Source organism: Pantoea sp. S62 (genome assembly GCF_016658625.1).
Taxonomy (GTDB): Bacteria; Pseudomonadota; Gammaproteobacteria; order Enterobacterales; family Enterobacteriaceae; genus Pantoea; species Pantoea vagans.
This window is the reverse complement of the sequence record NZ_JACVVI010000003.1, coordinates 415,306-433,482: the sequence shown is the minus strand read 5'-3', so window position 1 is coordinate 433,482 and position 18,177 is coordinate 415,306. Positions and strand designations below refer to the sequence as shown.

Annotated in this window: 28 protein-coding genes and 2 pseudogenes; 20 read left to right on the top strand and 10 right to left on the bottom strand. The window is 48.6% G+C overall.

Annotated elements, in window-relative coordinates:
- Positions 1-104: 104 nt before the first annotated feature.
- Together IBT54_RS07210 and IBT54_RS07205 are read left to right on the top strand one after the other, a co-directional pair.
- Entirely contained in the window at positions 105-1,868 is a 1,764-nt protein-coding gene (locus IBT54_RS07210; protein WP_201251902.1) for a terminase ATPase subunit family protein, read from the top strand.
- Positions 1,868-2,902, top strand: coding sequence for a phage portal protein (locus IBT54_RS07205; RefSeq protein WP_201251901.1), 1,035 nt, complete (start codon positions 1,868-1,870; stop codon positions 2,900-2,902). Before IBT54_RS07210 ends, IBT54_RS07205 begins: the two co-directional genes overlap by 1 nt.
- 60 nt (positions 2,903-2,962) lie before the next feature.
- Here the strand turns inward: IBT54_RS07205 and IBT54_RS07200 are convergent, their stop codons facing one another.
- The 4 genes and pseudogenes from IBT54_RS07200 to IBT54_RS07185 all read right to left on the bottom strand — a co-directional run.
- Entirely contained in the window at positions 2,963-3,679 is a 717-nt protein-coding gene (locus IBT54_RS07200; RefSeq protein WP_201251900.1) for a PP2C family serine/threonine-protein phosphatase, read from the bottom strand.
- 2 nt (positions 3,680-3,681) lie between these two features.
- On the bottom strand, positions 3,682-4,476 hold the full coding sequence (locus IBT54_RS07195; protein WP_236263036.1) for a protein kinase: 795 nt from the start codon (positions 4,474-4,476) through the stop codon (positions 3,682-3,684).
- Positions 4,477-4,801: 325 nt separating this feature from the next.
- Positions 4,802-4,981 (bottom strand): hypothetical protein, encoded by a 180-nt coding sequence (locus IBT54_RS07190; protein WP_236263067.1) that lies wholly within the window; start codon positions 4,979-4,981, stop codon positions 4,802-4,804.
- A 106-nt stretch (positions 4,982-5,087) separates the two neighbouring features.
- Positions 5,088-6,482, bottom strand: a pseudogene (locus IBT54_RS07185) (replication endonuclease); the annotation flags it as partial.
- A gap of 257 nt (positions 6,483-6,739) precedes the next feature.
- Here IBT54_RS07185 and IBT54_RS07180 point away from each other — a divergent pair.
- Genes IBT54_RS07180 through IBT54_RS07170 form a run of 3 tightly spaced genes read left to right on the top strand, consistent with a single transcriptional unit; the run spans position 6,740 to position 7,717 of the window.
- Complete coding sequence (locus IBT54_RS07180; protein WP_370585063.1) at positions 6,740-7,354, top strand: replication protein P; 615 nt, start codon at positions 6,740-6,742, stop codon at positions 7,352-7,354.
- The gene (locus IBT54_RS07175; protein ID WP_201251899.1) at positions 7,347-7,499 is read left to right on the top strand and encodes a hypothetical protein; all 153 of its coding nucleotides are present in this window, start codon (positions 7,347-7,349) and stop codon (positions 7,497-7,499) included. Before IBT54_RS07180 ends, IBT54_RS07175 begins: the two co-directional genes overlap by 8 nt.
- Entirely contained in the window at positions 7,496-7,717 is a 222-nt protein-coding gene (locus IBT54_RS07170) for a hypothetical protein (protein WP_201251898.1), read from the top strand. The genes IBT54_RS07175 and IBT54_RS07170 overlap by 4 nt, the downstream gene beginning before the upstream one ends.
- 97 nt (positions 7,718-7,814) lie before the next feature.
- Here IBT54_RS07170 and IBT54_RS07165 read toward each other — a convergent pair whose 3' ends face one another.
- Both IBT54_RS07165 and IBT54_RS07160 read right to left on the bottom strand, forming a co-directional pair.
- Positions 7,815-8,300, bottom strand: coding sequence for an NUDIX hydrolase (locus tag IBT54_RS07165; protein WP_201251897.1), 486 nt, complete (start codon positions 8,298-8,300; stop codon positions 7,815-7,817).
- Positions 8,293-8,910: a hypothetical protein gene (locus IBT54_RS07160; protein ID WP_201251896.1), complete on the bottom strand. Its 618-nt coding sequence runs from the start codon at positions 8,908-8,910 to the stop codon at positions 8,293-8,295. Before IBT54_RS07160 ends, IBT54_RS07165 begins: the two co-directional genes overlap by 8 nt.
- Before the next feature lie 119 nt (positions 8,911-9,029).
- Between IBT54_RS07160 and IBT54_RS07155 the strand changes: the two genes are divergently transcribed.
- The 7 genes from IBT54_RS07155 to IBT54_RS07125 all read left to right on the top strand — a co-directional run bounded on the left by IBT54_RS07155 (position 9,030) and on the right by IBT54_RS07125 (position 11,658).
- Complete coding sequence (locus IBT54_RS07155; protein WP_201251895.1) at positions 9,030-9,485, top strand: YbcN family protein; 456 nt, start codon at positions 9,030-9,032, stop codon at positions 9,483-9,485.
- Positions 9,478-9,780: a hypothetical protein gene (locus IBT54_RS07150; RefSeq protein ID WP_201251894.1), complete on the top strand. Its 303-nt coding sequence runs from the start codon at positions 9,478-9,480 to the stop codon at positions 9,778-9,780. Before IBT54_RS07155 ends, IBT54_RS07150 begins: the two co-directional genes overlap by 8 nt.
- Positions 9,758-9,955 (top strand): hypothetical protein, encoded by a 198-nt coding sequence (locus IBT54_RS07145; RefSeq protein WP_201251893.1) that lies wholly within the window; start codon positions 9,758-9,760, stop codon positions 9,953-9,955. Before IBT54_RS07150 ends, IBT54_RS07145 begins: the two co-directional genes overlap by 23 nt.
- Positions 9,956-9,957: 2 nt before the next feature.
- On the top strand, positions 9,958-10,173 hold the full coding sequence (locus IBT54_RS07140; protein ID WP_201251892.1) for a hypothetical protein: 216 nt from the start codon (positions 9,958-9,960) through the stop codon (positions 10,171-10,173).
- Between the two features lie 165 nt (positions 10,174-10,338).
- Positions 10,339-10,779, top strand: a complete 441-nt coding sequence (locus IBT54_RS07135) for a hypothetical protein (RefSeq protein WP_201251891.1) — start codon at positions 10,339-10,341, stop codon at positions 10,777-10,779.
- Positions 10,776-10,901 carry a YlcG family protein gene (locus IBT54_RS07130; protein ID WP_201251890.1) on the top strand — a complete coding sequence of 42 codons (126 nt, stop codon included), beginning with the start codon at positions 10,776-10,778 and terminating at the stop codon, positions 10,899-10,901. Before IBT54_RS07135 ends, IBT54_RS07130 begins: the two co-directional genes overlap by 4 nt.
- A complete protein-coding gene (locus tag IBT54_RS07125; protein WP_201251889.1) occupies positions 10,891-11,658 on the top strand; it encodes an antitermination protein in 768 nt (255 codons plus the stop codon). The genes IBT54_RS07130 and IBT54_RS07125 overlap by 11 nt, the downstream gene beginning before the upstream one ends.
- 32 nt (positions 11,659-11,690) lie before the next feature.
- On the opposite strand, the gene IBT54_RS25445 is transcribed toward IBT54_RS07125, so the two are convergent.
- On the bottom strand, positions 11,691-11,804 hold the full coding sequence (locus tag IBT54_RS25445) for a transmembrane anchored protein (protein ID WP_370585066.1): 114 nt from the start codon (positions 11,802-11,804) through the stop codon (positions 11,691-11,693).
- Positions 11,805-12,514: 710 nt separating this feature from the next.
- Positions 12,515-12,814, bottom strand: coding sequence for a hypothetical protein (locus IBT54_RS07120; RefSeq protein WP_201251888.1), 300 nt, complete (start codon positions 12,812-12,814; stop codon positions 12,515-12,517).
- 215 nt (positions 12,815-13,029) lie between these two features.
- Here IBT54_RS07120 and IBT54_RS07115 point away from each other — a divergent pair, with 215 nt between their 5' ends.
- From IBT54_RS07115 to IBT54_RS07095, 5 genes are all read left to right on the top strand, one after another.
- Positions 13,030-13,272, top strand: coding sequence for a phage holin (locus IBT54_RS07115; protein WP_033772838.1), 243 nt, complete (start codon positions 13,030-13,032; stop codon positions 13,270-13,272).
- A gap of 9 nt (positions 13,273-13,281) precedes the next feature.
- Positions 13,282-13,785 (top strand): lysozyme, encoded by a 504-nt coding sequence (locus IBT54_RS07110; protein ID WP_201251950.1) that lies wholly within the window; start codon positions 13,282-13,284, stop codon positions 13,783-13,785.
- Positions 13,769-14,239 carry a lysis protein gene (locus tag IBT54_RS07105; RefSeq protein WP_201251887.1) on the top strand — a complete coding sequence of 157 codons (471 nt, stop codon included), beginning with the start codon at positions 13,769-13,771 and terminating at the stop codon, positions 14,237-14,239. Before IBT54_RS07110 ends, IBT54_RS07105 begins: the two co-directional genes overlap by 17 nt.
- Before the next feature lie 39 nt (positions 14,240-14,278).
- On the top strand, positions 14,279-14,530 hold the full coding sequence (locus tag IBT54_RS07100) for a bacteriocin immunity protein (RefSeq protein ID WP_201251886.1): 252 nt from the start codon (positions 14,279-14,281) through the stop codon (positions 14,528-14,530).
- A 194-nt stretch (positions 14,531-14,724) separates the two neighbouring features.
- A complete protein-coding gene (locus tag IBT54_RS07095) occupies positions 14,725-15,156 on the top strand; it encodes a hypothetical protein (protein ID WP_201251885.1) in 432 nt (143 codons plus the stop codon).
- A 106-nt stretch (positions 15,157-15,262) separates the two neighbouring features.
- Here IBT54_RS07095 and IBT54_RS07090 read toward each other — a convergent pair whose 3' ends face one another.
- Entirely contained in the window at positions 15,263-15,523 is a 261-nt protein-coding gene (locus IBT54_RS07090) for a hypothetical protein (RefSeq protein WP_201251884.1), read from the bottom strand.
- 20 nt (positions 15,524-15,543) lie between these two features.
- On the opposite strand from IBT54_RS07090, the pseudogene IBT54_RS07085 reads away from it, so the two are divergent.
- A pseudogene (locus IBT54_RS07085) lies at positions 15,544-15,621 on the top strand (terminase small subunit); the annotation flags it as partial.
- A gap of 103 nt (positions 15,622-15,724) precedes the next feature.
- Here IBT54_RS07085 and IBT54_RS07080 read toward each other — a convergent pair.
- Positions 15,725-16,054, bottom strand: coding sequence for a hypothetical protein (locus IBT54_RS07080; RefSeq protein WP_201251883.1), 330 nt, complete (start codon positions 16,052-16,054; stop codon positions 15,725-15,727).
- Between the two features lie 434 nt (positions 16,055-16,488).
- Between IBT54_RS07080 and IBT54_RS07075 the strand changes: the two genes are divergently transcribed.
- Both IBT54_RS07075 and IBT54_RS07070 read left to right on the top strand, forming a co-directional pair.
- Positions 16,489-16,920 carry a ubiquitin carboxyl-hydrolase gene (locus IBT54_RS07075; protein WP_201251882.1) on the top strand — a complete coding sequence of 144 codons (432 nt, stop codon included), beginning with the start codon at positions 16,489-16,491 and terminating at the stop codon, positions 16,918-16,920.
- Complete coding sequence (locus tag IBT54_RS07070) at positions 16,920-18,173, top strand: PBSX family phage terminase large subunit (protein ID WP_201251949.1); 1,254 nt, start codon at positions 16,920-16,922, stop codon at positions 18,171-18,173. Before IBT54_RS07075 ends, IBT54_RS07070 begins: the two co-directional genes overlap by 1 nt.
- The last annotated feature ends 4 nt before the right edge of the window (positions 18,174-18,177 follow it).

Genomic DNA, 18,177 nt, shown 5'->3' with positions numbered 1-18,177 from the left:
GTTTCCCCGTCGCCACACAATCCCTCAACGAATGCCAGCCCGCTGATGCATCAGCAAACAGGGACAGCAGGCGCGCCATTTTCGGCACCGGTAGCCTTGCCGGTATGAAAACGACACCGACAACCATCATCAGCGATCCGCGCCGTCAGGCCGCGCTGCTTTACTGGCAGGGTTATTCCGTGCGCCAGATTGCGGAGACGCTCGGACAGAAAACGCCAACCGTGCAGAGCTGGAAGCTGCGCGACGCGTGGGACGACGTTGCGCCCATCAGTCGCGTTGAATCCAGCATGGAAGCCCGGCTTATTCAGCTCATCATGAAAGAGGTAAAGGGGAATGGTGATTACAAAGAGATAGACGCGCTCGGCCGTCAGATTGAGCGCCTTGCCCGCGTTGAGCGCTACCGCAGCAGCGGCAACGAGGCCGACTTAAACCCCAACGTGCGCAACCGCAACAAAGGCGAGCGCCAGCCGGTCGTTAAGAATGAGTTCAGCGAGGAACAGACAGACAAGCTGACCGGCGTGTTTATGGATAACTGCTTTGAGTATCAGCTCAATTGGCATAAAGCCGGGCTGACTCACCGCATCCGCAATATCCTGAAGTCGCGCCAGATTGGGGCCACGTTCTATTTTGCCCGCGAGGCGCTGATCGATGCGCTGACCACCGGCCGCAACCAGATTTTTCTTTCGGCCAGCAAAGCGCAGGCGCACGTCTTTAAAAACTACATCATCGACTTTGCGCGCGAGGCTGATGTTGACCTGAAAGGCGATCCCATCGTGCTGCCGAACGGGGCGCGCCTGATATTCCTCGGCACCAACGTGCGTACCGCGCAGAGCTACACCGGCAACCTCTATCTGGACGAATATTTCTGGATCCCGAAATTTCAGGAGCTGCGCAAAGTTGCCAGCGGCATGTCGCTGCACAAAAAATGGCGCACGACGTATTTTTCCACGCCGTCGGCCCTGTCCCACAGCGCCTATCCGTTCTGGTCAGGCGAGCTGTTTAACAAGGGGCGGCGCAGCAAAGATGATCGCATCGAGATAGACCTGTCCCATTCACACTTGGCGAAAGGCGCGCTGTGCGGTGACGGGCAGTGGCGGCAGATTGTCACGGTTGAGGATGCGCTGACCGGCGGCTGCAACCTGTTCGACATTGACCAGCTGCAGCTTGAATACAGCCCGGCGGAATATCAGAACCTGCTGATGTGTGAGTTTGTCGATGACGCCGCGAGCGTATTCCCGTTCGCCGAGCTGCAGAGCTGCATGATCGACAGCCTGGAAGAGTGGGAAGACTTTAACCCGTACCTGCCGCGCCCGTTTGCATACCGGCCGGTCTGGATCGGTTATGACCCGTCGCATACCGGCGACAGCGCAGGCTGTGCGGTTATCGCGCCGCCGCTCGTTGCGGGCGGAAAGTTCCGCGTGCTGGAGCGTCACCAGTGGCGGGGCATGGACTTTGCCGCGCAGGCGAAATCTATCGAGGACTTAACGAAAAAATACACCGTGGAATATATCGGCGTGGATGCAACCGGCATCGGCCAGGGTGTTTTCCAGCTGGTACGCCAGTTTTACCCGGCCGCGCGGGAAATTAAATATTCACCGGAAGTGAAAACCGCAATGGTACTGAAGGCGAAAGACACCATCAGCAGCGGTCGGCTTGAGTATGACGCCGGGGCGACGGATATCACGCAGTCGTTTATGGCTATCCGCAAAACCATGACGGCCAGCGGCAACCGCTCAACCTATGAGGCGAGCCGCAGCGAAGAGGCCAGCCATGCTGACGTCGCCTGGGCCATCATGCACGCACTGTTAAACGAACCGCTTACCGCAGCCAGCGGCGGCGCTAATCCCTCAATTCTGGAATTTTACTGATGATCAAACGCAGAGGCCGCAAGGCTCAGTCCGCCACCGCGCAGCCTGTACAGGCAACCGCACCGCAGCAGCACGCCGAGGCGTTTACCTTTGGCGATCCGTCGCCGGTCATGGATAAGCGCGACATTCTGGATTACGCCGAGTGCATCGGTAACGGGCGCTGGTTTGAGCCGCCTGTCAGCTTTAGCGGGCTGGCGAAAAGCCTGCGCTCGGCCGTTCATCACAGCTCGCCGATTTACGTAAAGCGCAACATTCTGGCCTCAACCTTCATTCCGCACCCGATGATGAGTCAGCAGGAGTTCAGCAAGTTTGCGCTGGATTACCTGGTCTTCGGCAATGCCTTTGCCGAGCTGCGCCGCAATGGCCTGGGTAAGCCGCTGCGCCTTGAAACCACCCCGGCCAAATTCACCCGCAGGGGCGTCAAGGACGGCGTTTACTGGTTTGTAAATGACTGGAAGGAGCCGCATGAATTTTCAGCCGGCAGCGTGTTTCACCTGCTGGAGCCGGATATCAATCAGGAGCTTTACGGCCTGCCGGAATACCTCAGCGCGCTTAACTCCGCCTGGCTGAATGAGGCGGCGACGCTGTTCCGCCGCAAGTATTACCAGAACGGTGCGCACGCCGGTTACATCCTGTATATGACCGACGCGGCACAGAGCAGTAGCGACGTTGACCGGATGCGTCAGGCGATGCGCGACACGAAAGGCCTGGGTAACTTCCGCAACCTGTTTATGTACGCACCGAACGGAAAGCCGGACGGGATTAAAATTCTGCCGCTAAGCGAGGTGGCGACGAAAGATGATTTCTTTAATATCAAGAAAGCCAGCCGCGACGACCTGTTAAGCGCACATCGCGTGCCGCCACAGATGATGGGGATTATACCGGACAACTCCGGCGGATTCGGTGACGCGGTGAAGGCGTCTCAGGTATTTGTGCGTAACGAACTGACACCCTTACAAGAGCGAATGAAAGAGATCAACAATTGGATAGGTGATGCGGTTATTAAATTTTCAAACTATAAGCTCGATATATAAATAATCAATTCTATATTCATGGGCGGCGAACTTCGGAATGAAAAGCAGCCGCCCAAGATTTTATGATAAGTTTAATGCTATCAACGTATAGTCATCTAATATGTTCTTCTCTATTCTTTTCTTTAAGCTAGAGCAAAAAGCAGATGAGGATTTCATGGTATTTTCAGAAAAAGATGGGCGAGCATGCCAATGATTATAGGCACCATCTGACATTAAGAATAATGAAACAACTCCATCTTCTTCAACATCTTTTAAAGATATGCACAATTTTTCAAACTTAGGCTCTACCTTTTTTGATAACGCTGAGGTTAGAATAGTCGAAAGTCTTTCTTTGTGATTTCTTAAATTTTTCATTTTGTGCTCACCGGAATCGAGCAGTTCTTGGTACCTTGTTTGGTCTTTTGTAATTTGCTTCAATTTGTTATTATTTCTGTAGTAAAGTCTGCAATCACCAAGATGGCCTATTAGCATTTCTTCCTGAGTAACATGAACAACCGTTAAGGTTGTAGCTGTGTCGATTTTAAGTTCATCTATCCCCTTTTTTGCTTTTTCAAAAGCACTATCTATATTAAATTCATTCAGATCAAGTGTCTCGCGTACTGCTTCAATTGCAATTTTAGATGCTTGTTTAGCATCATTACTGGCTCCAACACCATCAGCAACAGCGAAAACGATGTTGAATTTTTTATCGTAAGTAGGCGGCAGATAAAGATCTTCATTATTATCTTTATTTAGATCTTTTCCGCTAAAGCAAGCCATATCTAAGATTTTTTTCATTTTCACTCCTCAATGGCTTTTAGAAAGTCTGAAAGTAAATCGTTTGTGTTTTGGTACCTATCTTCGGGCCATTGATTGCAGCACTTAGATATAACCTTTTTTAACGAGGAGTTTCTTCCTTTGTTATAAATGTCGCTTATAATTTTTCCTATGGCGAAAATATCTGATTGAGGTGAGAAAAGCCCGCTCTCTTTTATTTCTGGAGCGCGATATCCGTCAGTACCTAAATAGTTTGGCTGAAACTTTGTTTTCAGCTCAGCACGGACATCATTAAAGTCTTTCACTAGTCCAAAATCAGTTATTTTATAGCTTACAGTCTTTTCTTCGTTGCGGTTTATGTATTTTAATATATTAGCTGGCTTTAAATCCCTATGAATATATTCATTACTATGTATAACCCCAACACCGGTAATGATTTGCAATATGGCCTGTTTTCTTTCTGAATCGCTCATACCAGACTCAATCGCCTCACCTAAATTAGATTCAGCCTTTTCCATGACGAAGTAAGGCTTCTCACCATTAGTATTAAATAAAACAATCGGAGCTATAGTATCGTAACTAAATTTATTTAAAAAGCATTGTGTTTTAATTTCAACCAAAAACCTGTGTCTTATATCCGTTAGCTCTTTTATCTCAGTGCCGTATTCCGGCGAAGGTGAAAAATACTTCCTCGCATATACAGTACTATATGTTTTTGTAAGGTTGTAAACCTTTACTTCAAAAACCTCCCCAAAGGCACCTCTACCGAGCCTATGGAAATCTTCTATCAAATAGTTCCCGCATCTATCCACTTGCATCTCTCCGTTACGCTTGCGTTAAGGTTGGATTTTACAATGAATATCGGACTATTCGTAAATTTCTTTAAAGCTTCAGTGCTCTTGCTCACCAATGCACACATGTTTAAGTGTTCGCGCGCAATGCTATCCCCGCCACGCCTGCCCGCTTTATGCATCGATTTTTATGCAAGTGCATGTACCTCCTCTATACGCGCCAGTACTGGGCTCACACATGTTTAGCGATCCAATCTGGATCATGCGGATTCATGCAAGCATATGCACTTTGATGCAGAAGCAAAAAGCCACCTTAAAGGTGGCTATTATAGGGTAGGGAAGGAGGTCTTAATCATTCTGCCTGACAGTATATAGCGGCTTCGAAAATAGCTGTGTCGATTGTCCCTGCCATGTCGCTAATCATCGATAGTGCCATTTTTAATTCATCTTCTTTGCAATGTGCAATCAGCGATACGTCAGCAATGAACTGAATGCGTGCAACCGTTTCACTTAGATTATCTATGTTCATCAAATGATTAACTCCTTCTAGTCAAAATATACTGTATGTATAAACAGTATCATGGTGACTTCAAATCGTAAAGAATCGTGCGGCTCAGATTAGTCCGACCGCCGTTTTATTAATCAGGCAGTTGTATGCCTCTTTTCCTCGCGAGCGCTATGAAGCGCTTTAATGAAGTGGGATTTTTGCGCCGTCTATGAAAGAGGTAGCCGTTTGTACCGCTCCAGTAAAAAAGCTCCCCAACCCTAATTGTATGGCCTTTCATCATGCGGACAGCTTCACCGTCGGACAGTGTTAGCCTGGAGATCTCGAAGAAACTCTTTTTCAACGTTTCCCGTTCTGTGCAATGACTTAGTTCAGTGTGATATTTGTCCGGCTCAGGTTGCTCCTGCGCTGGCTTTTCTCTTAATTGCTTAATAATCCTTCTTCGCTCGGCGCGAGTAGGGGGCTTTGTAAAATCGATAGCTGCTTCAGATCCTGTTGGCCCCGTACAGTTATTGACAGAACTCCGAGAGGACGCGGGCGCGTCCTTAAATTCAAAACCCAAATCAACGGCACGTTTCGGGACAATCTTCCATTGCATCAGCCGGGTTAAAATTGGCGTATCGTCGCCAACTTCAGTTGCGTAAACACCCTTGATGCGCACGGTTTCCTCGCCGTACTCATTCACGTCTTCGCTTGCCTGATACCATGTGCGCACGGCCAGCTCGTCACGGCGCACGAATGGGCCACCCTGCGCGTTAACGTATCCGGCCCAGTCGCCTGCGTCGGCTGCATCATGCGCCGCCGCAAACTCGACGCTAAGTCCGTGTGCGGTTTCGCTGTCAGCCATGCGGCGCAGTTCGCGGTAAACCGTGACCGGCGCGCCGCCTACGAACTGGAATTGACGGATATGCCAGCGTGCCGCCCAGGCAGAAACGGCCGAGGCGGTTTCTTTAAGGTCTTTGCCGCTTTCGTCGTCCGTCTCGCCGTCCAGCGCGTAGCCATCGATATTCTTGGAAATGTATTTAGCAACGTAACCCGTCGCGCTGCCTTTCTCCGGGTCGATAGCCTCGGCGTGAAAGCGGGCCTTACGGGCTTTGTCGGTTGTCAGTTCGCTGCCGTCTTCCTGCAAGGCGTAGTCGCGCATAATCTCGCGCACGCGCTCAGCCTGCTCCGGGCGCATAAACATGAGCATGTGCCAGTGCAGGGTTGCATCATGATGAGGCTCAGCAACGCGGATCCCGAAGATGCGGATTTCTTCGCGGTGCAGTTTGGCGCGGATTTTCTGCCAGACGCTGCAGAGATAATGCTGCGTATCGGCCGGGCTGGCACCGTTCCATTTGCGGTTACGATGCCCGGTTTTGATAGTGGCGTGATACCGCGCAGGGGCGGTCAGCGTATAGAACTCGCCGATAAAACCCATCTCGTTACAGATGTTTTCAAAACCGCGAATGCGGGTCATCAGCTCGCAGCGACGGATCGCCGGGTTAGCTACGCTGCCATCGTACTTCTCGATCAGGCTGATGCGGTTAACGCCGATCACTTCTGGCAGACCAATATCCTCAGCCCTGCAAAACTCCGCGCCAAGTGGGACACACTCCGGGCGCAGATGAGCCAGCCAGGGCGTAACCGGCAGTCAGTGCCGCAGCAACCCGCTCAGCACTGGAACAGCCGCGAAGCCTGGGAGAATGATTTCCTATGATAAATCTCGTATCAGCAATTCAGAACCGCGATGCAGGCGCACTGACTCGCATTGCAGGAGATGGGCCGCCCCCGGTTGAGCGTTGAGTGCATGAAGACGTTGAACGCCTGGTAGACGCTCTGTTTTCGAACCTGAAGCAGGTGTTCCCGGAATCAGTCAGCACCGCCTGGCGCAACCCGAACGACGAAGCAGCAGCTAAGCGCCAGTGGATCGCCGCGTTTGCTGAGAACGGCATTCATAACAAACAGCAGCTATCGGCTGGCATGAAGCTGGCCCGCGCCAGTGGTTCGCCGTTCCTGCCATCGCCCGGCCAGTTTATCGAGTGGTGCAATCAGGGCGAACATCGCGCCGCTGGCCTGCCTGCCGACGAAGAACTGTACGACATGTTTCGCCTGTATTGCCGGGACCGTGGCATGTACGACAGCAGCGAAGAGTTCCCCTGGGAAAGCCCGGCCTGTTTCCACATGGTGACAGCGGTCTATAACCAGATGCGCTCATTCAACCTGACGGATTCTGAATGCCGCAAACGGCTGGGCGATGAGCTGCGCAAGATGTCCCGCCGCATTGAAGCTGGCGAAGTGATACCGCCGCCGCGCAAACAGATTCCTCAACTTCACATTCCGACCGGTAACGAAAAGGCACTGGACCACCTCGCCGACATTCGCCGCCGCTTTGGTCTTAAAGGTGGCCGTCATGACTGAGATGAACCGCACCCGCTTTGAGAGCCTGTACCGCAGCGTTCATGGTGATAAACACAACCTGACCCGATCACATCTTGGCTATCAGGATGCCGTGGTAGACCGGGCGTTTTTCTTCTGGCTTGAGGGCAGGGAGAGCGCAGCATGACACAGGTAACTCAACTGGTACTCACTCAGCCGCTGATGCTTCAGGCGCGCAATCTGCAGCTGGCGATCATCAACCTGGCTAAGAAGCGCGACCTGAAACCTGAGCAATTCCGCGCGCACCTTAATGCTATCGACATGCTGGCACGTGAAGCACACGACCTGATTGTCGATGCTGAGTCCGAGCAGCAGTTGGATCATAAAATCGGAACGCAGCATTAGTAATTATCAGGGAAGTGTAATATCCACTCATGCCTTCTCTATAATAATTCAACTTACAAAGAGCAGGGATCTTTTCAAACAATCTCCACAAGCAATTTCAATCTGAGGTTTTAGCAATCAATAACAGAAAGGATGATAGAGTGAAGTTATCTTTTATTAAATCTTGTTTTATCATATTAAAGATCTCTTCGCGTGAGTGGAATTTACAGCCCACGATCCCTTCATTTATTTGTAGGGATAGGTGGCTTATATCATCTATTTCACAAAGGATTGCTTGGATGTTATCTGAGATTAATCCTGAGTCGGTCAATAGCTGTCCAAGTAAACAACTGTTAGAAGATTCTAAATTCAGTTCCTCTTTTAGTTCTCTTTCGCCGCCAGTTAAATGGGTTTCACCAAACTCAAGAAATCCGCGGGGAAATTCATATAAAACCTCACCACTTCTAGAGTGTTGAATGATTGCATATTTATTTTTGAAGGAGGGGATTATTACAACACCACCATTTTTTTGATGCAGCTTAAGGTACTTCAGTTTATCAACTGAAACTGATAGCATATTGTTTTCGAAAATAACCTTATTCAAAATTGACAATCCAAGTTGGTTGGTTAGCAGAGCGGCGTATAATCTTGCGTGTATTATAGAGATAGTATAAGACATACGTACAATAGACCAATACCTTGACGGAAGCGGTCAAAAATTCATTGTTAACCTTGAGTAGTGAAAAAATCTCTTTGACAAGTATAGCAGTCGGGAATCCTGAGATTAGAGTCATACAAAATATGACTCTATTTTCAATGCCTTTTAACATCCCCTTAAAATCCATTTTGCTATATTTTTGGTTCTGTTTCTGAAAGAAATCTTTGATGCTTTGATTAACATCACCAAAATCAAGCTTATCCCTTGCAAGTATTTTGTTAAGTGCTAGAGCTGAGTCGGTGTATTGCATTTGCCAAGAGCGCAATCCAGAGAGGGTTCTTATTGTCATTCCTCCAATCATACATATGACTAAATTTAAAAATATTGCTGAATATTGACTAGATATCATTTTGCTGAATGATGTATATGAACCAATGTAAAACGACAAGATAACAAGATAGAAAGCGATGGTTTGATCTCTTTTAGAAGACTGCTCTTTTATGTGTTCATTACATCTTTCATAAACTGACATCAGAAAATCTTTTGATACTGACATTGGAGCTCCTGAAATGTATTTTAAAATGATTTTTTATAATGTTATTGGTTGTATAGCGCAACGCTTTAATGTCTTTCGTAACTTTAAGTTAGGCAGCTGCCGATCATACCAGTAATGCTATGGAGATACCAAAAGAGGGCATCAGACTTCATAAGTCAAACTTCAGCGCCATCGGGCAACAGGTTCAATCCCTACTCGAGTCCGGCGACTGTTACCGGCTAATCCTCAAGCCGTGGAAAGAAAAGCGAAGCCTCAATCAGAACTCCCTCTCCCATATGTGGTACGGCGAGATCAGCGAATACCTGATTAAGTCCGGGCGCACTGACGCCACGGCAGAATGGGTAAAGCGGAATCTCAAGAAAACCTATCTGGGCTGTGAGCAGGTCGAATACACCGACTTTGTTACAGGCCAGAAGGTCAGCACATGGGAACCCCGGCACACTTCCAATCTTGATACAGGCGAGATGCATTTCTTCCTGAATCAGGTTGAGCGATGGTGCGCGCAGTTTGGCCTGGCGCTGACTATCCCCGCTGACTCCGAGTACCAGAAACTTAAGGACAAACAAGATGAGTAAATTAACCACTGCAATTCTGGACGTGCTTTCTGACGGCGAATGGCACACCTCAAAAGAAATCACTGACCGCGCCTGCGCAATAGCCTCAGCTAAGCGCAATAACGTTGCCGTCGCTCTGCACGAAATGACCGAAAGCAACAAGATTAAGCGTCAGCAGTTCGGCAGCACTGACCACGACTACCAGTACCGCATGGGAACGGTGAGCGTTGGCTTTGGCCGGAGCTACAACATGGCGATGCTGGATAGCCTGCTCTCAACAGTAAGGGGGCGCCATGAAAACGTGGTTCACTCATGACCCTGTAGACACCGAAACCGCCGCTGAACTCCTTTCCCGCTATGCCTCCCGCAATATCAAAACTCAGAAGACACTCTCAGCAGACCCACGCCTGTGGCTGGTGAGCGCACTGCTGCCAGAGTTCCGGGAAGAGCCAAAGCCATCAAAGCAGTTTCGAAACCCAATGTGGAGCTGAAGATGAAACTCAAGCAATTACGTATTGATGGGCAGCCATGTACAGACTCAGATTACAATGTCATCAAAGTTAGCCGTAAGCAGGCAGATGCTATAGCTAAAAAGCGAGAGCGAGATTTCAGACGTTTTCAGTGGGGTCGAAATGCACATGGTTTCGTATTCGAAGCGGCAGAGCATTTTAACGTCACACTCGGCTTTGGGAGGTTGAAGAATGCGTGAACGCTGCTGCCGCTGCCACACCATCCTCACCTCAGAAGACAAGTATCACTTCGGGGCTACCCATACGTAGGCGGCGCGTTCTGCACGGATCGGATGAAGACAGTGCCATTCATCAAATACTGCGATGAGAGATTCGGTCGGGGAAATTACACAACATGGCTGGGAATGAGAATTGACGAGCCAAAACGCATAACTCCCAAGCCCGGCATCCGGTACCTGGCGGAGATTAGTGATTTTGAAAAGCAGGATGTAATCAAGTGGTGGCAGGGGCAGCCCTTCGATCTGGAGATTCACGAACATCTTGGCAACTGCGTTTTCTGCATCAAAAAGAGCATTCAAAAAGTAGCGCTGGCAGCTAAGGATGAGCCAGAACTTGCGGCTAACTTCATCCATACCCTTCAAGCCTTCGACATAAAAACTGACAAGGTTATGTACCGCAGCAATAACTCCCTGGAACAGGTGCTCGCATTATTCTCCGATACGGGAAGGGACGAACTCGCCTCAAGAATGACATCTATGCGCCAGTACGACACCGGTTCTTGCTCTGAAAGCTGTGAAGCCTTCGGCGGCCAGATGGGATTTGATTTTTCAATGGAGGTAGCATGACCCAATACCTCAGAGAGAAGTGGCAGAAACTCCGCATCTATAAACGCAAAGGTGGCTTTGCAGTGGATTATCGGATCATTCATAACATGGCGAAAATGGTGGGAGTTAAACATGGGGCTTGAAGCAACTGTGAAGTACCACTTCCCGAAGACAGCGAGCTTTGCCGGTATTCCGCCTGCAACAGCTTCAGATGCCTTATCAGGCACTGACTACATGGCTGCCATGGGAATGACTCAGAGCCGAGCGCCGCTTGGTTATGCTGCATTCATGGGAAAAGTTGGCGTGAGCGATAACGACGCCCGACGCGCCGTATCGTTATTAACTGAATATGCCTTGAGTACTTGCGATAAGGTTGCCGCCTTACGCAAGCTAGACCCTGATGTTAAGCCAGCCGTGATGCAAACTCTCGCAACTTATGCCTACATGGATTATTGCCGCAGCGCTGCCAGCATCAAACCCTGCGAATGCTGCCAAGCGAAAGGGTTCATTGATGCTGACGTGTTCAGCATGAAGTCCCCGCTGTCAGGTGGAACAGCGCGCAGGTTGAAGGAGGTCGTCCGCGTTCTCTGCAAGGCCTGTAACGGGAAGGGCGTGGTGCCGTCGTCATGCCGGGACTGTAGCGGGCGAGGGCGAGCGGTTGATCGCAAGCTGACTGAGGAACAGGGTGTGCCGGTTATGGGTGACTGTAAGCGGTGCTGTGGGCGTGGATATGAGCGCATTCCTGCAGCAGAAGCATTCCGGTGTATTTGCGCAATTACGGATGCTATCAGCCGGGCAACGTGGGACAGGAGCGGAAAGCCATTCTATGACCAGCTTATCGGCAAGCTGGAAGTCGAGGAATCATGGGCTAACTCCTCACTGAATAAAGTTACAGGCTGAAAATAACCCACCGTGAGGTGGGTTATTGCTAATCAATTCCCGCCGGGACGTGAATCTGATGAACGTCCGCCACAACGAGAGCCATCTGCTGCAGTATCGTTTGCATGTTGGCAGTTACCAGTAAAAGCTTGTGTAATTGAACCCAGAGATAAAGCAAGGAAGAGTACTGCTAATGTTTTTTTTCAAAGCATGCACCTTTGCATTTTATTAAATTACTGGGTTAGTAACATGTACCGCCAGCATGGTGAGAACCGGTTCCGCCGTGTGGATGCGTGCCTTTAGGGCATGCCATAGCTGAGCTTGAGAAAGCAAATACTGCGGTGAGCATTAAAAGAGCGGCAATCTTTTTCATAAATTTATGGCATCTTAAATGTGAGGTTGGTGAAAATACGGTCACAACAATCTATCAGAATGTTCCTATAAATTAATACTGATATATGATCAGTTCTTATGATTTAGTTTTCCTTTAAGGCGCAACTGGAAGTGCAGGCATAAAATCGCCTGTTATTTTATCGTGAGCTATTTACTTTTCAGGAAGCTGGGGATATGATTCTCAACAGTTGAAGTTGCGCGCTGTTGTTTAACGCGATAACTTAATCCAGTCAGTTCCATTGATTTGTGATAGTTAAATAGCCTCGCGACCTCACCAGTCGACGGGGATTTTTTGTTATCCGCTACAGGGTATAGAGCGAAAAATATCCCTTCCGTGAGGTAGGTGTTTCTAACTTCTTCGATAATAAGTCCAGTGTTTGATAATTTCGGCAATTATGCACAAATCCTATGTTGCCGCAGCTCCTTGTGGCTATCATAGCTACTCTGCAAGAGAATCATGGAATCTAATCAGTAAGCATTTAGATTAATACCCATGGAAAAAGTATCTTATCTTGAGACCTAAAAATCTTAATGCCGGCCAGATAAATTTCTTCAGCAATACTGTTCCTATGCTGACTACAACTACGGCCCAGACCAGGCACAGCCCATATATTGCCGATGATTTAGCGATAGCTCCGAGCTGTTCAGAGCTGAATTGAGGCATTCGGCATTCATCAAGCATCTGTTTGGTGGCAACAGTGGCAACAGACGCAGCAAAGGTGCCGCAAAAGCTCACAAAAAATATATAAATCCCGAGAATGATAAATCCTAATAGCTTTTTCATGATCCCTCAGCGCTATGTGAATTATGCGTATTAAACGGTCATGCATCGAAAAACATTAGCATTTAAACATTCCAACTTTTGAAAGGTTGCCATTTGGCAGCCTTTTTCCGTTTAGCGCCCTCCCGAAATTAAATCTGATGATCCTCATTGCTGTGTGGGGAGGTGCGCTCTTTTCTTCTGACTACAGGCGGCACCAAGCGACTAGCGAGGTGTATATGAGTATCGATATGAGCAAACTGGCATCAGGCGCAGCTTACGGCGCATCTGCCGGGACAATCGCTAACGGTCTGCTGACCCGGCTGAGTCCCGATGAATGGAGTGCTGTAGGCGTGCTGGCCGGTATTCTGGTCGCGCTTTTCACGCTCGGCATCAACTGGTACTACAAGCGTAAGGCCACCCTGGCACAAATCAAAGCACTTCAGCGCTGGCCTACCGCTCCAGACATCAACGAGGATTAATCCATGGCTATGTCAAACAGCCTGCGCAATAAGCTAATCGCTGTCGCGGGTGGCGGAGCTATGGCTATCGCTACGGTATTCCTCGGCGGAAAGGATGGGGGAGAGGGCAGGGTATACGAGCCTTACAAAGATGTGGCGGGCGTCTGGACTGTCTGCGACGGCCACACCGGCACCGACATCATCAAGGGGAAGAAGTACACCGACCGCGAATGTGATCGACTGATGTGGAATGACCTGCAGCCAGTTAAGAAAGCAGTCGACGGAATGGTGAAAATACCACTTGGCGAATATCAGCGCGCCGCACTTTACAGCTTCACCTATAACGTGGGCACAAGCGCGTTCTCGAAATCGACACTGCTTAAGCGTCTGAATGCCGGTGACGTTGATGGCGCATGCGAAGAGCTACGTCGCTGGATTTACGCTGGCGGTCAGAAGTGGCGGGGATTAATGAATCGTCGCGATATGGAGCGCACCATGTGCCTGGCGGAGAGTGCCGATGACCTCAAAGGCTAAAATGCTCGCCGCGTTCATCTTGTTGGTTCTGCTGCTGTTCGCTACCTCAGTAGCGTTCGCGCTTTATTACCGCGGCAATGCAATTGACTACAAAGCCCAGCGTGACACTGCATCAAGCAATCTCAAGCTGGCAAAAGACACTATTACCGATATGCAGACACGCCAGCGCGATGTGGCCGCACTCGATGAGAAATACATAAAGGAATTAGCCGATGCTAAAGCCACTATCGATCAGCTGCATGATGATGTTGCTACTGGCAAGCGCCGGTTGCAGCTCAACGCCACCTGCGCGAAGCAATCCACCACCTCATCCTCCGGCATGGATGATGCAGCCAGCGCCCGACTTACTGACGCCGCTCAACGGGATTATTTCACCCTCAGAGAGCGAATCGAAGTTGCCGGAAAGCAAATAGCCGGGCTGCAACAGTACGTCAGAGAGCAGTGTTTGAAGTGATTTTTTGAGATAGCATTACCTCAACTATGAGGATGCTCTATGAACGTAAAGCCAAAATTTGAAGACTATACAGAAGCAGAATTCACCAAACTTGTGAGTGAAATCTGTAGCGCAAAGGGCGGCGAATCTTATCAGGATAAGTTACTGGAAAATTTCATTTCAGTAAGTGAGCACCCAGAAGGTTCTGATCTGATTTATTACAGCGAAGACGAAGACGCAACACCTGCTAAGATTGTCGCCGCTGTTAAAGCATGGCGCAAAGCCCACGGTAAAAGTGGCTTCAAGGCATAAGTGATAAAGCCTCCTTGCGGGAACTTATTGTGACCATCACAAGGCACATTTGCGATTGCGCCTGATGATGAATGCTCCGACAAGGGATAACGGTTAGCCACGCTGTGATGGATTGCAAATCTGTGAAATTAATTTGCTTCACTAAGATTATTCTTAACGGTAATGTGTAACTTCTTTTCGAAAAGGAGTTTCATATGAATTGTTTTATCACTCATTCGGTTGTTAACGGACATGATACTACCCAAAACCGCGATCTTGCAGTGCAAAAGGGACTTGCGAAGTCTCATCAACTTGCGATGGCTAATGGTGGTGACATTCTGGTTATTGTTCCTAACATCCAACATTTAGATAGTGGGCATGTTAGTAGCGCACTTGGCGATAAATTTGCTAAAAGCATCAAAAAGCCAGCCGCCTTTAATATAAATGGCGTCACTATTAGCAGAGTTTCTAAAGTCCCTTCATTCATCGGATCCAAGACAGTCGTTTGGATTCTTTGGCCGAGTTTAATAACAGTTGAAGCTGTAACCAAATCATGTCAAAGCGCTACCAACATCGTGGTTACGGAATGGGCAACTTACGATGAACTTAAACGCTGGCGCTTAGACAACAAAGCCCAACAATTTTAAAGAATTTAAACCGCCTACGGGCGGTTTTTTATTGAGCTTGATTAGGCGCTTGGATGTAACTCGCGCCAGGTGGCGTGCTAAAGATGCGGCCTATGCCAGAAAAGAATTAAAACCCGAAAGTTTGCAGGATAGCACATGCAGCTGCATAACAAGCTGCACGGCTATTATATTTGGCTTGCAAGCGAGAGGTGAGAACAAAATTATGCATATCGACAATATCATCTGGTTCTTTCATTGTCAGCACTACCCTGTTTGGTTTTTCTTTCGACGTAACAAATGCAGAGTAAAGCCAATAAAGAGCCGACAAAACGCCGGCAGATATTGATAAAACCCGATATTCAGAAATTAGCTTAATGATAATGTCCATGTAGGTTCCAAAGGTAAATTATGGCACTCACCGACAAGCAAGAAATGTTCTGTCGCGAGTACCTCATCGATTTGAACGCCACGCAAGCGGCAATACAGGGTTTTTTGATTTGCTAAATTTTAGTTTTTTTAAAAAAAAAGGATAATATCTGTGCGAAATAGCTCATCTTTATCCAAGTAAAAGAAACTTTCTATTTAAATTTCAAATTCTAATCTTTTCTGGGATTAGCTTAGGAAGCATGTCATTCTCCTCATCATAATCAGTCAGTAACTTGTCTATGCTTATACAGCTATGGGGAATAGGCGTTCCAGGCTCATGGGGATACTCCTTTGTAGCATAAATGCACATTTTTCTATTTTGCTTGCTCCAATAAGCTATCTGCCTTAGTAGTGGCGAATATATGATCAGTTTGTTTTGATCTTTCAAATGTACCCAAATAGATTGAGCAGGAGCACTTGCCTTCGCTTTAACACAAATGCTGGGGAATGCTTTCAACAATTCGCTAAGCTCTCTATACAATTCATCAGCCATTACAGGACTCCTTTAACAAACTCCCATTAAAATAACAGGTCCTTCGTCGTAAGTACTTTATCAACTTGGTTGGGTAGCAAAATGTGTTTCAAGAACAGAGGCTGGAAGAATTAAGAATGGAAAGAGGTTTTTGGAAGTGGGAACGCAGCCCCACACCCAAGACTGAAAAGTAAGACGTCAATCAAAGTCACATCATTAGTTGGGTCAAACACCTTTCGGTAAACAGTTTGGCACTTCTCGATGGTTTTTTTCATAACATTACTCCTCGCTCGGATAGTTGCATTCAACATTGATAGTGTTTTAGGGATAAGTGGCCACCAAAGTAGCCCAACCGTTATTACATTTCTCACTATTTGAATGACGTCACCTTCGCAGCTTCCAAAAAGCTCTTAAGGCAATATTGATCATTTTAAGAAAAAACTAAAGGAAAACTTATGGCGACCAACAAAAAAACTGGCCGCCCTTCTGATTATCTACCAGAGGTGGCCGCTGACATCTGTTCACTGCTAGCCGATGGTGAAAGCCTGCGCAAAGTTTGTGAGCGGCCCGGGATGCCGAATAAGGCAACCGTATTCCGCTGGCTGGCTCAGCATAATGAGTTTCGCGACCAATACGCGAAAGCCACTGAGACGCGCGCTGATGCTATTTTCGAAGAGATGTTCGAGATAGCAGACGATGCGACTGAGGAATCAGCAGCTGTTGCGAAAGCGCGCCTGCGCATCGACACACGAAAATGGGCGCTGGCCCGCATGAACCCGAAGAAGTACGGCGACAAAGTAAGTCAGGAAATCGACCATAAATCATCTGATGGCAGTATGGCTAATAAGCCAACGACCATTCAGCTCCTTCCCGTTGAACCCAAATGATGAGTGAAGCTGTACAACTCCCGATCCCCGCTAAGCTTGCTCCATTGTTCAGTGCCACCAACAAACGCTATCGCTGCTCACATGGTGGTCGTGGTAGTGCCAAAACGCGCACGTTTGCTCTGATGACTGCCGTGAAGGCATATCAGGCAATGATGAATGGTGAGAGCGGTGTAATCCTCTGTGCGCGTGAGTTCATGAACTCCCTGGAAGAGTCGAGCATGCAGAAGGTTAAGCAGGCGATCCTGTCAGTGCCGTGGCTGGCATCCAACTTCGACATCGGCGAGAAGTATATTCGCACCATCGACAAGACGGTGACATACGTATTCGCGGGACTTCGGCATAACCTCGACAGCATCAAGTCGAAAGCTCGCATCCTGCTGTGCTGGGTGGATGAAGCGGAGTCAGTAAGCGAAATCGCCTGGCAGAAGCTCAGTCCTACGGTACGTGAAGAGGGCTCAGAGATATGGGTAACATGGAACCCTGAGCGCGACGGTAGCGCCACTGATAAGCGATTCCGCAAAGAGGCTGGCGACGACTGTGTGACAGTCGAGATGAATTATACCGACAATCCATGGTTCCCCGATGTGCTGGAAGGTGAGCGCCTGAATGACCAGCGCCGCCTCGACCCGGCAACTTATGCCTGGGTATGGGAGGGGGCTTACCTCGAAAACTCAAATAAGCAGGTGCTGGCCGGTAAGTATCGTATCGCTGAGTTCTCTGACACCTTATGGAAAGAGGCTGAACGCCTTCACTTTGGTGCCGACTTCGGCTTTGCAAAAGACCCGAACACTCTTACTAGGTCATTCATCCTTCATAACCGGCTCTACATCGAATATGAGGCATACGGGCAGCAGACTGAACTGGACCACATGCCAGCACTTTACGACACCATCCCCGGCGCACGTGATTGGCCCATCAAAGCTGACTCCGCCCGGCCAGAAACTATCAGCTATCTGAAGCGTCAGGGATTCAACATCTCAGCAGCTGAGAAGTGGCAGGGCAGCGTTGAGGATGGCATAGCCCACCTGCGAGGCTTTGATGAAATCATTATCCATCCACGCTGCAAGAACGTCGCAATTGAAGCTCGTATGTGGTCCTACAAAACAGATCGCATCACAGGTGAAGTGCTCCCGAAACTGGCTGACGGCTTCGAACACTGCTGGGATGGCATTCGCTATGGGCTTGATGGACACATTAAGCGTAAAGCCCAAACGATGGGCATGATGTTACCCAAACGCCTGCAAGGTAAATAACCTA